Source organism: Arthrobacter sp. RAF14, from assembly GCF_052114185.1.
Classification (GTDB): Bacteria; Actinomycetota; Actinomycetes; order Actinomycetales; family Micrococcaceae; genus Arthrobacter_E.
Genome location: NZ_JBFREG010000006.1, coordinates 1 through 13,697, shown reverse-complemented (window position 1 = coordinate 13,697; position 13,697 = coordinate 1). Strand labels below are relative to the sequence as shown.

The following is a 13,697-nucleotide window of genomic DNA, read 5'->3' as shown; positions in this document are numbered from 1 at the left end:
GCCGTGCGTCAGGAGGACGGGCGTCCGTGATCAAGTATCTTTTCAAGCGCCTGGCGACGTATGTGGTCATGATCTTCCTGACCACCACGGCCGGGTACTTCCTGGCGGTCTCCACGATGAAGCCTGCCCTGATCGAGCAGGAGAAGATCCCGCGGCCCACCCCCGAACAGGTGGCGCATTCTCTGGCCCTCAAGGGCCTGGATCCCGCGATGAGCCCCTGGGACCGCTACATCCAGTGGCTCACCGGCATCGTCACCCGCTGGGACTGGGGCATGAGCCCGGCCGGCGGATCGGTCAACGCGGCCTTCGGTGACCGGGTCTGGGTCTCCACCCGCCTGTTCATCGCCGCGATCTTCCTGACGCTGGTGATCGGTGTGGCACTCGGCGTGTTCACTGCGGCACGGCAGTACAAGACCTCGGACCGCGTCATCACGAGCTACTCGTACCTCACCTACATCGTCCCGGCTCCGATCGCCTACTTCCTGGTGCAGCTCGCGGCGATCTGGATCAATGACGCCACCGGTCAGCAGATCTTCTTCGTCACCGGCATCTCCACCCCCGGAGTCGAACCGGGCTGGCCGGCCTTCGTTGACCTCGTGGCGCACTATGTGGTGCCGACCTTCGCCATCACCCTGGTGGGCTGGGGCGGCTACCAGATCGCGCAGCGCCAGTACCTTCTGGACAACGTCAACGCCGATTTCGTCCGAACCGCCCGGGCCAAGGGCCTCACGCGGAACCAGGCCATCCGCCGCCACGCACTGCGCGTCTCCTTCATCCCCGTCGCCCAGACCATCGCGTTCACCGTCCCGGCCATCTTCGCGGGCGGCTTCTTCGCCGAGGCCATCTTCGCCTGGCCCGGCGTCGGATTCTGGAGCATCGACGCGATCGGCAAGCAGGACGTCAACGCGGCCACCGCGACCCTGGCCTACGGCTCCGTGATCTTCGCCGTCGGCGCCATCCTCGCGGACCTTGCCACCACCCTGGTCGACCCGAGAGTGAGGGTTTCCTGATGTCCACAGTCGACGCGGTCCAGCCTGAGACCGAAGCGGATATTCTCACGACGGACGACGGCGTGGTGATCGCCAAGGGCGTCATCATCTTCCGCCGCTTCCTCCGCAACAAGACCGCCGTGGCGGGCCTGATCCTCTTCCTGGCCCTGACGGTGTTCTCCCTGGTGGGGCAGTTCCTCACCCCCTGGACCAAGAACGACATCGATCCCGCCTTCATCGGTGAGGGACCGTCCGCCGACCATTTCTTCGGCACCACCCAGGCCGGCGTGGACCTCTACGTCCTCATGGTCGAGGGCGTGCGGACGTCCATTCTGATCGGCCTGATCGTGGGTGTCGGGTCCATGCTCGTGGCCGCCGTGTACGGCTGCGTCATGGCCTTCTACGGCGGCAAGGTCGACAAGGTCATGCTCTTCATCCTTGAAGCGCTCATCATGATGCCGTCACTCCTTGTGGTCGCCGTGGTCACGAGCGGCAACGGTGGTGACCTCAAGGACGCGCTCCCGAGCTGGTTCCTGCTCACCGTGGTCCTGCTGGTGTTCGGCTGGATGGGCGCCGCGCGTCTCATCCGTTCGATCTCCATGTCCCTCATCGAACGGGACTACGTCAAGGCCGCCCGCTACATGGGCGTCTCCACCTGGCGCATCGTCTGGAAGCACCTGATCCCCAACATCGGCTCCCTGCTGGTACTCGAGATCACCCGCGGCGTGACCCTGGCGATCCTCTCCGAGGTGGCCTATTCCTTCATCGGCATCGGCATCAAGCCGCCGGACATGAGCCTCGGCATCCTGATCGGTCAGGCCAGCCAGCAGGTCAGCAGCTTCCCGTGGATGTTCTGGTTCCCGCTTCTTGCCATGTTCGCGCTGACCGGCTCGATGGCCATGATGAACGACGGCCTCCGGGACGCCTTCGACCCGAGCTCGAGTTCGGTGGGCAAGGCGAAGAAGTCCCGCAAGGCCCGCAAGAACACCGTGGAGGCGGCGGCATGAGCGCTTCCCAGCACGACAGCACGCAGGAAGGCACCGTGACACAAGGCACCGGAGCACTGGACACCACCGAACGCCTCCACGTCGCAGGACTGCACGCCCCCGGCGAACCGGTGCTCTCCGTCCGGGACCTGAACGTCCGCTTCAACTCGGAGAACGGCGTGGTGCACGCGGTCCGGGGTGTCGATTTCGACCTCCTGCCCGGCAAGACCCTCGGGATCGTGGGCGAGTCCGGCTCCGGCAAGTCCGTCACGTCCATGGCGATCATGGGCCTGCTCCCGGAGACGGCCGAGGTCACCGGCTCGGTCCGGCTGCACGGCCAGGAACTGCTGGGCCTGACGGACGCGCAGATGTGCAAGTACCGCGGCAACGACCTGGCCATGGTGTTCCAGGACCCGCTGTCCTCGCTGACGCCCGTCTTCACCATCGGCACCCAGATCATCGAGGCACTGACGGTCCACAACCCGAAGATGAGCAGCAAGGCCAAGGAAGCGCGCGCCGTCGAGCTCCTGACCCTGGTGGGCATCCCCAGCCCGCAGGCTCGTCTGAAGTCCTTCCCGCATGAATTCTCCGGCGGTATGCGCCAGCGCGTGATGATCGCGATCGCGATCGCCAACGACCCGCGTGTCCTCATCGCGGACGAACCCACCACCGCCCTGGATGTGACCATCCAGGCCCAGGTGCTGGAAGTCATGCACAAGGCGCAGGAGGAGACCGGCGCCGCGCTCGTCATGATCACCCACGACCTCGGGGTGGTGGCCGGCATGGCCGACGACATCATGGTCATGTACGCGGGCAAGCCGGTGGAAACCGGATCCGTGGACCAGCTCTACTACGCCCCGCGCATGCCCTACACGATGGGCCTGCTGGGCGCCGTGCCGCGCGTCGACGTCTCCGCGGAGACTTCGCTCGTCCCGATCGAAGGCATGCCCCCGAACCTGATCACGGCGCCCACCGGCTGCTCCTTCGCGCCGCGCTGCCCGCTGGCCGGGCCGGAGTGCCTGAGCGGCGAGCCGCCGCTGCGCCTGGTCCCCGGCGACGACGGCCACCGCGCCGCCTGCGTCAAGATGGAGGAGTTCGGTGCCGGCGTCGACGTTCACGAGATCTTCAAGGCGCCTCCCGTGCCGGTGTCCAAGTTCGAGGGCATCCCGCGGACCGACCGCACCACGGTGCTGGAACTCAAGGACGTCAAGAAGCACTTCCCCCTGATGAAGGGGTCGCTCTTCAAGAAGCGGATCGGCACGGTCAAGGCCGTGGACGGCCTCAGCTTCGACATCCGCGAAGGTGAGTGCTTCTCGATCGTGGGTGAGTCCGGCTGCGGCAAGACCACCACGCTCCTGGAGATCATGGAGTTCAGCAAGGATCAGCCGGGCGAGATCACCATCGGCGGCGTGAATTCGAAGGCCGCCACCTCGGCCAGCGAGACGACCGCCATGCGGAAGTCCCTGCAGATCGTCTTCCAGGACCCCACCGGCGCCCTGGATCCCCGTTTCACCGTGTACGAAGCGCTCGCGGAGCCCCTCGAGAACCTGGGCACACCCAAGGCCGAGATCCGCAAGCGGATCATGGAGCTCATGAAACTCGTGGGCCTCCAGCCGGACCACGTGAACCGGTTCCCCAACCAGTTCTCCGGCGGTCAGCGGCAGCGCATCGGCATCGCCCGTGCGCTGGCCGTGAACCCGAAGCTCGTGGTGCTGGACGAACCCGTCTCCGCGCTGGACGTCTCCGTGCAGGCCGGTGTCATCAACCTCCTGGACAAGCTCCGGGCGGAACTCGGTCTGAGCTACCTCATGGTGGCTCACGACCTCTCAGTTGTACGTCACATCTCGAACCGGGTGGCTGTGATGTATCTGGGGAAGATCGTGGAGGTCGGCGACGTGGACAGCGTCTTCGACAATCCCCGGCACCCCTACACCCGTGCCCTGCTCTCGGCGATTCCGGTTCCGGATCCCGAAGCGGAGCGCTCACGGGAGAGGATCATCCTCAAGGGAGACCTTCCAACGCCATTGGACGCTCCCCGAGGATGCAACTTCGCTTCCCGGTGCCCCATTTTCGCTGCCTTGCCTGAGGACAAGAGGACCAAGTGCCTTGAACTTGAACCTCCCCTCGAGAATGGTGGAGGGGACCACCAGTTCGCCTGCTTCTACCCGAACGGGGAGATGGATGCGGACATGCTGGTGCTGCACGACTCATCGGACAGCGCTGCGTGAATATCGTTGATGACAGTGGGAAACCCAACCCTCGCTCCTTTGAAGGGAACAGTATGAAAAAGAAAGTCACGCTCGGCGTCGCCACTCTGGCGGCCGTCACGCTGGCGCTGACCGCTTGCGGCGGCGGCACGGCCAAGGGCCCGGAGAGCGCCAAGGCCGAAGGGTCCGGCTCGGACGTCTCCAAGCTGATCCAGACCAACCCGAAAGACGTCAAGGACCTGGACCAGGGCGGCACCCTGACCCTGGAACTGGGCAACGTCGGCCCCGATTTCAACGGCTTCGGCAACAGCGGAAACTCCTCCGACAACACCGCGCTGATGGGCCCGATCAACCAGGCTTTCTACTACGGCTGCTGGAAGACCACCGCGGTGGGCGACTTCGAGCTGAACAAGGACTTCTGCGAGGACTTCAAGTCCGAGGTCAAGGACGGCAAGCAGATCCTGAACATCAAGATCAACGAGAAGGCCACCTGGAACGATGGCACGCCCATCGACTGGAAGACCTTTGAGAACACCTGGAAGGTGCTCAACGGCACCAACAAGGACTTCGACATCGTCGATGCCGGTTCCTACAAGTACATCGAGTCTGTGACCCGTGGTGCGACCGACAAGGACGTCGTCGTGACGGTCAAGCAGCCCGTGTACCCGCTGGCATCCTTCTTCGCCGGCATCGTCCACCCGAAGGTCAACACCCCGGAGATCTTCAACAAGGGCTTCAACAACAACATGCACCCCGAGTGGATGGCCGGCCCGTTCAAGGTGGAGAAGTTCGATTCCGCCGCGCTGACCGTCAGCATGGTCAAGAACGACAAGTGGTGGGGCACCAAGCCGGTCCTGGACAAGGTCGTCTTCCGCCAGATGGAGGACTCCGCCACCATCGCCGCGTTCAAGAACGGTGAGATCGACGCGACCGGTGGCCGCACCGTGGGCCGCTACAAGCAGCTCGAGGGCACCAAGGACACTGACATCCGCCGCGGTCAGCGCCTCTTCGCCGGTGGTCTGAACGTCAACGCCAAGCGCCCGGGCGTCCAGGACGTCGCCGTCCGCAAGGCGATCTTCACCGCCGTCGACCGCGAGGCCATCCGCAAGGTTCGCTTCAACGGTCTGAACTGGGAAGAGCCCAACTCCGGCACCATGATGCTGATGCCGTTCTCCAAGTACTACCAGGACAACTGGCCGGTGCAGGAGCAGGGTGCGGACGCCGCCAAGAAGGTCCTGACCGACGCCGGCTACAAGCCGAACGCCAAGGGCATCATGGAGAAGGACGGCAAGCCCGTCACCTTCAAGATCACCAACTTCGGTGACGACCCCACCGTCCTCGCCTCGGTCCAGACCCTGCAGAAGCAGCTCCAGGCCGCCGGCATGGATGTCGGCATCGACCAGCGCGGCAGCGCCGAGTTCGGCAAGATCGTGGGCGACCGCGAGTTCGACGTGACCATGTCCGGTTACACGGTCGGTTCCGACGCCACGCAGGCCGTGGGTCAGTACTACTCCACCGAGAGCGACCGTAACGGCCTCGGCAACGCCGATCTGGACAAGCGCATCAAGGAACTGCAGTCCGAATCTGACGACGTCAAGCGCAACAAGGCCGCCCTGGATGTGGAGAAGGATTACTCCAAGCAGTACTTCACCCTCGGCCCGGTCCTGAACGGCCCGCAGATCGAATTCGTCCGGAAGGGCCTGGCCAACTACGGCCCGACGCTCTTCGCCAACCAGGGCACCGACACCCACGTCCCGGACTGGACCACGGTCGGCTGGGAAAAGGGTTCCACCCACAAGTAAAAACCACCGGGCGGTGAACCACCGCCCGTCGACGCCCCGTTCACCGTGAGGTGAGCCTCCGGGCGACGGAGCCTGCGGCCCCGGGGAACGTACAGCGTTCCCTGGGGCCCTGTCTGTTTCCGGTCCCTGTGCGTTACCGGTGCTGTGCGTTACCGGTACTGTGCGTTTCCGGGCAGGCACGGGACACGCGGGCGGTTTGCTGGGACACTGAGGACCATGCAGCAACCCGCACCCTTGAGAACCGCCGTGGTGGGCTACGGACTGGCCGGCCGCGCCTTCCACACGCCCCTGATCCAGCACAGCCCCGAGTTCAGCCTGGACGTGATCGTCACGGGCGATCCGGAACGGGCGGCGGCGGCCCGGGCGACCTATCCCGGGGTGACGGTGGTGCCCGGCTTCGAGGACGTGATCGCCCGCGCCGCGGAACTGGACGTCGTGGTCATCGCGACCCCGCCTGAACTTCACCACCCGCAGGCGAAAGCCGCGCTGGAAGCGGGGCTCGACGTCGTGGTGGACAAGCCGTTCACCGTCACCAGCGCACAGGGCGAAGAGTTGGTGGCGCTCGCCGAGCGGCTGGGACGCACGCTGACGGTGTACCAGAACCGCCGCTGGGACAACGCGTTCCTGACCCTCCGCGGACTCCTGGCGGACGGGACGCTGGGGGAGGTGCACCGCTTCAACGCCGCCATGGAGCGGTGGTCGCCGGGGTTCTCGAAGGCGTGGAAGGCCTCATCGGGGGTGGAGCGGGGCGGCGGCCTGCTCTTCGACCTGGGCACCCATCTGGTGGACTGCGCCCTGCAGCTCTTCGGACCGGCGCGGGTGGTCCACGCGGAGATCGCCGCGCGCAGGCCCGGCGAGCCGGCCGACGACGACGTGTTCCTGGTCCTGGAGCACACCCCCGCGGGTGCCGGGTCGCCGGTGCTGAGCCACCTGTCGATGACACTCTCCGCCGCCCAGCCGGGCCCGGTGTTCGACGTCCGAGGCAGCGCCGGGAGCTACCTGAAATACGGTTTCGACCCGCAGGAACGTCAGCTCTCGGCAGGGCTTCGTCCCTCCGACCCCGGCTACGGGGTGGAGCCGGAGGAAGCCTCCGGGACGGTCGGCGATGGGACATCGGTGCGGCCCGTGACGAGCGAGCCCGGCAGTTACCAGGAGTTCTACCGTCTCCTGGCCCGTCACGTGCGCGGCGAAGGGCCGGCGCCAGTCGAGGTGGCTGGTGAGACCGGGCCGCTGGCCGGGCTGCGGCTGATCGAGGAGGCCCGCCGGATAGCGCTCTGAGGCGTGATCCTTCCGCGAAAAGCCAGATGAGCACAGTATCCGGGCCGCGGACTGTGCTCATCTGGCTTCTCGCGGAAGGGGTGGCCGCGAGAGGGGAAGGTCAGCGGGCGCGCTCGACCCGCTTCTCATCCCAGACGGGTTCCTCGGACTCGTAGACCTTGCCGTCCGAGCCGAACACCAGGAACCGGTCGAAGGACTTGGCGAACCAGCGGTCGTGGGTCACGGCCAGCACCGTGCCCTCGAAGGCGTCGATGGCACGTTCCAGAGCCTCGCCGGAGTGCAGATCGAGGTTGTCCGTGGGCTCGTCCAGCAACAGCAGCGTGGCGCCGGAGAGCTGGAGCAGCAGGATCTGGAAACGTGCCTGCTGACCGCCGGAGAGCGATTCGTACTTGTTCTCCGCCTGCGCCACGAGCCCGTAGGAGTCGAGCGCACCGGACGCCGCCTCGCGCCCCAGTCCGGAACGGTGTTCGTCGCCACGGTGCAGGATGTCCAGCAGCGTGCGTCCCGCAAGGTCGGGGCGCGAATGGGTCTGGGCGAAGTAGCCGGGCCGGATGCGGGCGCCGAGCTTCACCGTGCCCTCGTGCGGCACCTCACGGATCTGGATGTCCGAGACCGGCAGATGCTCCCGCTCGGGATCCGTGCCGCCCAGGGCCAGCAGCCGCAGGAAGTGGCTCTTGCCCGAGCCGTTCGAGCCCAGGACGCCCACTCGGTCGCCGAACCAGATCTCGGTGGAGAACGGCTTCATCAGGCCGGTGAGTTCGAGCTTCTCCGCCACCACGGCGCGCTTGCCCGTACGGCCGCCGCGCAGGCGCATCTGGACGTTCTGCTCCAGAGGAAGCGCCTCGGGAGGTCCGGCCTCCAGGAACTTCGCCAGACGGGTCTGCGCGGCCTGGTACTTGTTGGCCATATCGGAGCGGAACGCGGCCTTGGTCTTGTACATGGTGACCAGTTCCTTGAGCTTGACGTGCTCCTCGTCCCAGCGCTTGCGCAGTTCCTCGAAACGCGCGTTCCGGTCCTCGCGTGCCTGCACATAGGTGCCGAAGCCGCCGCCGTGGATCCAGGCGCCGGCGCCGTTGATGCCCGGTTCCAGGGTCACGATGCGGTCCGCGGCGTTGTTCAGCAGCTCACGGTCGTGGCTGATGAAGAACACCGTCTTCTTGGAGTCCCGGAGCTTGTCCTCCAGCCAGCGCTTGCCGGGGACGTCGAGGTAGTTGTCCGGTTCGTCCAGGAGCAGCAGTTCGTCCGGCCCGGCGAACAGTGCCTCCAGCACGAGGCGCTTCTGCTCACCGCCGGACAGCGACGACGCCGCGCGGTGGGCCGCCTTGTCGAAGGACACCCCGAGCGCGGCCATGCAGACCTCGTCCCAGACGGTCTCGAGCTCGTAGCCGCCCGCGTCGCCCCAGTCCACGATCGCCTGGGCGTACCGCATCTGGGTGGGCTCGTCGTCGTGCTCCAGCATGGCGTTCTCCGCCTCCTCCACCGCCTTGCCGGCCGCTGCGAGGGCGGGAGTGGCGGTGGTGAGCAGGAGGTCCCGGACGGTGGATTCGTCGCGCACCTGGCCGACGAACTGACGCATGATGCCCATGCCGCCGGAACGGCCCACCACGCCCTCGTCGGGCTTGAGATCGCCGGAGATGATGCGGAAAAGTGTGGTCTTGCCCGTGCCGTTCGGCCCGATCAGGGCGGTCTTGGTGCCGTCCGGGACCTTGAAGGTCACGCCGTTCAGGAGTTGGGTGCCGTCCGAAAGAAAGTAGTCGATGCCGGCAACGTCGATATGGCCCATTGGTTCAGTTTATGGGCACGACGGCGGGGGCTGGGTTTTGTGGGTTGGCGGGGTGAGGGGGTGGCATTGCTCTGCTTGCTATCCTCATGCGCGGTGGGTCGGCTTCCACTCGGGTCGGGGCATGGGGCCCCTTGACGCAAGCGGCCGCAACACCACCCCCTCACCCCGCACCTCGGCGGGTCCCCGCCGTCGTGGGCCAGGACATGAGCGTGGGCCGTCTCGACGGTGCCGGCAGGGTCGAGTGGGAGAAGGAGCCCGGGGCTTTTCATCCCTCGGGAGCGAGGTCTCCGGCCGGCGTCCGGTGGCCAGGAGTGTCCGCGTGGTGCGGCCTGGTCTGACGCGGCCAACGACAAACGGGTGGGGAGGAGTGAAGCGGAAGGCTGCGTAAAGGGGCCCCGCGCCCTGAGCGCAGCGAACGCTGTCCACAGGGCGCGGGGATAGCAGCCAGAGCTTCACCCCTCCCCACCCGTCACAAGCGAGGAGAGCGGACTAGACCAGCTCGCGCCAGTCGGACAGCTCCAGGTCATGCGCCGTGGAGACCGAGTGGTGCGCCACCTTGCCCGCCGCCACGTTCAGGCCGGCGGCCAGGGCGGCGTCGCGCTCGAAAGCGGCCTTGACGCCCAGGTTCGCCAGGGCCACCGCGTAGCGGAGCGTGACGTTGGTGAGCGCGTAGGTGGAGGTGTTCGGGACGGCGCCCGGCATGTTCGCCACGCAGTAGAAGATCGAGTTGTGCACCGGGAAGGTGGGGTTCTCGTGCGTGGTCGGGTGCGTGTCCTCGAAGCAGCCGCCCTGGTCCACGGCGATGTCCACTAGGACGGAGCCCGGCTTCATCTTGGCGACGAGCGCGTTGGTGACGAGCTTGGGGGCCTTGGCGCCCGGGATCAGGACTGAGCCGATCACCAGGTCCGCCTCGACGAGCGCACGCTCGATCTCGAAGGCGTTGGAGGCCACGGTCTTCAGGCGGCCGCCGTAGAGGGCGTCCAGTTCGCGGAGGCGGTTGATGTTGATGTCCAGGATGGTCACACCGGCGCCGGCGCCCATGGCCATGACGGCGGCGTTGGTGCCCGCCACGCCCGCGCCCAGCACGACGACGTTGGCCGGACGGACGCCGGGAACGCCGCCCAGGAGGATGCCCTTGCCGCCGTTCGGGGCCAGGAGGGAGGAGGCGCCCACCTGCACGGACAGGCGGCCGGCGACCTCGGACATGGGGGCGAGCAGCGGCAGGGCGCGGCCCTCCTGCACGGTCTCGTACGCGATGGCCGTGACCCCGGACTCCACGAGTCGTGCGGTCAGTTCGGGCTCGGCGGCCAGGTGCAGATAGGTGAAGAGGATGAGGCCCTCGCGGAAACGGTGGTACTCCGCGGCGATGGGCTCCTTGACCTTCATGACCATGTCGGCGCGGGCCCACACGTCATCGGCGTCGGCCAGGAGGGTGGCTCCGGCGGCTTCGTACTCGGCGTCGGTGATACCGGAGCCCAGGCCGGCCCCCGCCTCGATGAAGACCTCGTGGCCGTGGTGCCGCAGTTCGTGGACACCGGAGGCCGTGATGGCCACACGGAATTCGTTGTTCTTGATTTCCTTGGGGACACCGATGATCATGGGGGGCTCCGTGGGGTCGTGTCCGGCGGGCCGGTCTCTGGCCCGGCGCGGACAGGGGAAGTTTCTGTGGGATCAGCTTAGGTCCGGTGTGAGCCACCCGACAGGGGGAGCGGTGCCGAGGAGGCGCGAAATCCCCGGAATTTCAGGGATTTCGCCCGCCATGAATCTACATTTGTTCAAGGCCGTGGCGTCAAGTGTCGCCTGGTGTAGCTTGCCGTCCATTAGGCTGGACGACATGCAGCAACCCGATGTGGAACAGCTCGTCGAGCAGCTCGCCGCCCGCCTGGGGCGTGGCCTGTCCCTGGAGGACCTGGATGGACTCCTGGTGGCGTACAGCTCCAATCAGGATCAGGCGGACCGCGTGCGGGTGAACTTCCTGCTCACCAAGCGGGTGCCGCCGGATGTCAGCGCCTGGCAGCTGTCCCACGGCATCGCCGCCGCCGTCCGGCCCGTGGTGGTGCCGGCCAATGCGGAGCTCGGGATGCTGGGCCGGGTCTGCGTCCCCCTTCTGGTCCGTGGCTTCCGCGTGGGCTATCTCTGGGTCCAGCAAGGGAATGAGGAGACCAGTGCCGCTCCCATCCTCGGTCAGCTCTCGGAGATCCGTCACGAGATCGAACTGCTGGCCACGCTCCTCCTCGAGTCCAACACGGCCGAATCGGAACAGCGCAAGCGCCGCGAGGTCGAGTTCCTGTCCGCCTGCTCGGGGGAGCGCGGTGCGCTCGCCGCCGTCGGGAATTGGTCCGAGGTGCACGGCAAGGGTCCCTGGCAGCTCATCACGGTGCTCGACGCCGGGGCGCGGCACGAGCCGGAGGATCCCCTGGCGGCCTCCCTCACGCACCGCAGCGCAGCCCTGCAGTCCACGGTGGGCGTGCAGGAGGCGCTGTTCAGCGCCGGCCGGCCGAGCCACTCCGTCATGCTGTTCCGGGCCTCGCAGGGGCGCGCGGTCCACGCCCAGGTGCTGGTGCACTATCAGCTCGAACTCGCCAAACGTTCGGGGCAGGGCCGGCCGAGGATCGTCCTGGGGCTCAGCGAGCCCTTCGCCGAGATCCGGAAGCTGCCGGACGCCTACGGGGAGTCACGCACCGCGGCGCTCGCCGGCGTCGTCGAACCGTCCCTCGGTGAACTGGTGGACTGCCGCGACACCGGCATCTACCAGTTCTTCGCGACGGCGGCCCAGGGGCCCATGGACTGGGGCGGGGCGAGCACGCTCAACTTCGCGGCGCTCGAGGCCGGGGACAAGAGCCAGGAGCTGCGGCCGGTGCTGGAGATGATCTACGACACCGGCGGGACGGTCCAGGATGTGGCGGATGAGCTGCATCTGCATCGCAGCACGGTCTACAACCGGCTCGCCAAGGTCCGGCAGATCATCGGCGCGGATCCGCTCAAGGGCTCGGTCCGCCTGGAGCTGCACGCCGCACTGAAGGCGGCGCGCTGGCACGAGCGCCCGCGGATCTGAGGGCGGGCGGCTTTCAGCCGTTTTCGCGGCCCGGAAGAGCTGCGCCGTTGAGAAAGGCCTGGTATTCGTCGGCCACGTCGGGATCGACCTCCGGAAGGCCCCTGCCGTAGCGGGCGTCCGAGCGGTCCCGCTTGGGCCCGGAGAGCCAGAATTCCTCGTCAGTGTCCACATCGACGAAATTGCCGTCGAAGGATCGCCATCTCTGCAAGGTGCGGCCCTTGAAGTAAGCGGTCCGCCAGGACTTCGAGAAGCGGACGCGAGAAATCCATGCCGGGCCAGTATCGGTGTTGTGTCCTGTCTTGAGCTGGACATACATGATGCGTTCGGCCATGAGGTGCACCCCCGTGCTGAGGCTCCCTGTGCGCCGGGAGCGGTGACGATCCCTCAGTCGACCACGACGAGGATTGCCCCGGCAAGCCCTCTGCTCAGGCGTCCCGGCGGCCCGATTCACGGCGTTCGCGCTCGATCCGCTCCAGGGCGCGAGCGTCGAAGTGCCCTGGGACCGGCCCGTCGGGCGAAGCGGCCTCCGGGGCGGGAGTCGGCGCGGGAGGCGCGGCCGGCACCGTGGGGGCGGGGGACGGTTCCTGGGCCGTAGTCTCCCGGCGCTCCGAATGGGCCCGTTCCTCCTGGATCCGGTCCAGCGCACGCGAGTCGAAGTGGTGGAAGCGCGGCTCCGGATCCTCCTCGGGAACGCGCTCCGGCTCCCGGGCCGCGCGGCGCTTCTTCATCACGTCGTGCGCCACGATGGAGCCGCCCACGTACGCGACCACGACGAAGAGCAGCTGCATCAGCCCATCCGCCTTCAACAGGCTCAGGAGCGTCCCGACGAAGATCGCCGCGAGGGCGCCGTAGAGGTTGTGAAGACCGAAGAGTTTGGGCACGGGATCAGTCTACGGTTCCGGGGATCCCGGTCTTCTGGGCTGCGAGCCAGGCCAGGATGTCGCCGCGGCGGATCCGGCGGTGCGTGCCCCGGTACTGGACCGGGATCTCGCCCCGGTCCGTCATGTTCCGCAGATAGGTGTGCGAGATCCCGGCCAGCTCCGCCGCCTTGCTGGTGGTGAGGAGGTCCTCGGCGCGTGGGTCCTGGCGATCCGCGGGGGCTCCGTCGGCGCTGCTCACGGTGACCGCCTCGCCGCGGGCCAGGCGGGACAGCAGGTCGACGACGGCGTCCCGCGCGCCGTCGGGCAGCCGGAAGACCGTCCCGTCCACGAAGACGGTGACGTCCTGGCCGCCGTCGAGCGCTCTCCGCAGGCCGGCGGCGGCGTCGGCGTCGGGCAGTGCTTCCGTGGTGCGTGGCTCGGTCATGACCACAGCTTAAGCAGCTTAAGCATCGACTGCTCCGTAAGTGTCGTTCTGAAGGCTCAGAACGACACTTACGGAGCAGTCGACGGGGACTGGCGGAGTGTTACTCGGCGTCGAGGTCGGTTTCGACCAGGGTGGCGAGCTTCTCCAGGGCTTCGTCTGCTCCGGGGCCTTCGGCGCGCAGGATCACGGTGTCGCCGTTGCCGGCGCCCAGGGTCATCAGGGACAGGATGCTCGAGGCGTCCATGGCCTCGTCTTCGGGGGTGCCGTCCAGGGCGATCGTGACCTCGACGTC

At 67.2% G+C, this 13,697-nt stretch carries 12 protein-coding genes; 6 read left to right on the top strand and 6 right to left on the bottom strand.

What is annotated here, in order from left to right; all coding sequences use genetic code 11:
* Window positions 1–26: 26 nt before the first annotated feature.
* The 5 genes from AB4Y75_RS13010 (at window position 27) to AB4Y75_RS12990 (ending at window position 7,262) form a co-directional block, all read left to right on the top strand.
* The gene (locus AB4Y75_RS13010; RefSeq protein ID WP_441436307.1) at window positions 27–1,010 is read left to right on the top strand and encodes an ABC transporter permease; all 984 of its coding nucleotides are present in this window, start codon (window positions 27–29) and stop codon (window positions 1,008–1,010) included.
* Complete coding sequence (locus AB4Y75_RS13005; protein ID WP_441436306.1) at window positions 1,010–1,996, top strand: ABC transporter permease; 987 nt, start codon at window positions 1,010–1,012, stop codon at window positions 1,994–1,996. Before AB4Y75_RS13010 ends, AB4Y75_RS13005 begins: the two co-directional genes overlap by 1 nt.
* Window positions 1,993–4,203: a dipeptide ABC transporter ATP-binding protein gene (locus AB4Y75_RS13000; protein WP_441436305.1), complete on the top strand. Its 2,211-nt coding sequence runs from the start codon at window positions 1,993–1,995 to the stop codon at window positions 4,201–4,203. The genes AB4Y75_RS13005 and AB4Y75_RS13000 overlap by 4 nt, the downstream gene beginning before the upstream one ends.
* Window positions 4,204–4,256: 53 nt before the next feature.
* The gene (locus AB4Y75_RS12995; RefSeq protein ID WP_441436304.1) at window positions 4,257–5,984 is read left to right on the top strand and encodes an ABC transporter substrate-binding protein; all 1,728 of its coding nucleotides are present in this window, start codon (window positions 4,257–4,259) and stop codon (window positions 5,982–5,984) included.
* A 216-nt stretch (window positions 5,985–6,200) separates the two neighbouring features.
* Window positions 6,201–7,262 carry a Gfo/Idh/MocA family oxidoreductase gene (locus AB4Y75_RS12990; protein WP_441436303.1) on the top strand — a complete coding sequence of 354 codons (1,062 nt, stop codon included), beginning with the start codon at window positions 6,201–6,203 and terminating at the stop codon, window positions 7,260–7,262.
* Window positions 7,263–7,362: 100 nt separating this feature from the next.
* On the opposite strand, the gene AB4Y75_RS12985 is transcribed toward AB4Y75_RS12990, so the two are convergent.
* Window positions 7,363–9,045: an ABC-F family ATP-binding cassette domain-containing protein gene (locus AB4Y75_RS12985; RefSeq protein WP_441436302.1), complete on the bottom strand. Its 1,683-nt coding sequence runs from the start codon at window positions 9,043–9,045 to the stop codon at window positions 7,363–7,365.
* Between the two features lie 489 nt (window positions 9,046–9,534).
* Window positions 9,535–10,644, bottom strand: coding sequence for an alanine dehydrogenase (ald, locus tag AB4Y75_RS12980; RefSeq protein ID WP_441436301.1), 1,110 nt, complete (start codon window positions 10,642–10,644; stop codon window positions 9,535–9,537).
* A gap of 235 nt (window positions 10,645–10,879) precedes the next feature.
* Between ald and AB4Y75_RS12975 the strand changes: the two genes are divergently transcribed.
* Entirely contained in the window at window positions 10,880–12,100 is a 1,221-nt protein-coding gene (locus AB4Y75_RS12975) for a PucR family transcriptional regulator (RefSeq protein ID WP_441436300.1), read from the top strand.
* Between the two features lie 13 nt (window positions 12,101–12,113).
* Here AB4Y75_RS12975 and AB4Y75_RS12970 read toward each other — a convergent pair whose 3' ends face one another.
* The 4 genes from AB4Y75_RS12970 to AB4Y75_RS12955 all read right to left on the bottom strand — a co-directional run.
* Entirely contained in the window at window positions 12,114–12,431 is a 318-nt protein-coding gene (locus tag AB4Y75_RS12970) for a hypothetical protein (protein WP_441436299.1), read from the bottom strand.
* A gap of 94 nt (window positions 12,432–12,525) precedes the next feature.
* Complete coding sequence (locus AB4Y75_RS12965) at window positions 12,526–12,981, bottom strand: hypothetical protein (protein WP_441436298.1); 456 nt, start codon at window positions 12,979–12,981, stop codon at window positions 12,526–12,528.
* A gap of 4 nt (window positions 12,982–12,985) precedes the next feature.
* Entirely contained in the window at window positions 12,986–13,411 is a 426-nt protein-coding gene (locus tag AB4Y75_RS12960) for a helix-turn-helix domain-containing protein (protein ID WP_441436297.1), read from the bottom strand.
* Window positions 13,412–13,505: 94 nt separating this feature from the next.
* Window positions 13,506–13,697 (bottom strand): HPr family phosphocarrier protein (locus tag AB4Y75_RS12955; protein ID WP_441436296.1); only part of this gene is annotated, 192 nt, incomplete at its 5' end.

Coding starts and splice junctions, on each gene's coding strand:
- AB4Y75_RS13005 (WP_441436306.1), top strand. CDS start 1,010: ATGTCCACAGTCGACGCGGTCCAGCCTGAGACCGAAGCGGATATTCTC.
- AB4Y75_RS13000 (WP_441436305.1), top strand. CDS start 1,993: ATGAGCGCTTCCCAGCACGACAGCACGCAGGAAGGCACCGTGACACAA.
- AB4Y75_RS12995 (WP_441436304.1), top strand. CDS start 4,257: ATGAAAAAGAAAGTCACGCTCGGCGTCGCCACTCTGGCGGCCGTCACG.
- AB4Y75_RS12990 (WP_441436303.1), top strand. CDS start 6,201: ATGCAGCAACCCGCACCCTTGAGAACCGCCGTGGTGGGCTACGGACTG.
- AB4Y75_RS12985 (WP_441436302.1), bottom strand. CDS start 9,045: ATGGGCCATATCGACGTTGCCGGCATCGACTACTTTCTTTCGGACGGC.
- ald (WP_441436301.1), bottom strand. CDS start 10,644: ATGATCATCGGTGTCCCCAAGGAAATCAAGAACAACGAATTCCGTGTG.
- AB4Y75_RS12975 (WP_441436300.1), top strand. CDS start 10,880: ATGCAGCAACCCGATGTGGAACAGCTCGTCGAGCAGCTCGCCGCCCGC.
- AB4Y75_RS12970 (WP_441436299.1), bottom strand. CDS start 12,431: ATGGCCGAACGCATCATGTATGTCCAGCTCAAGACAGGACACAACACC.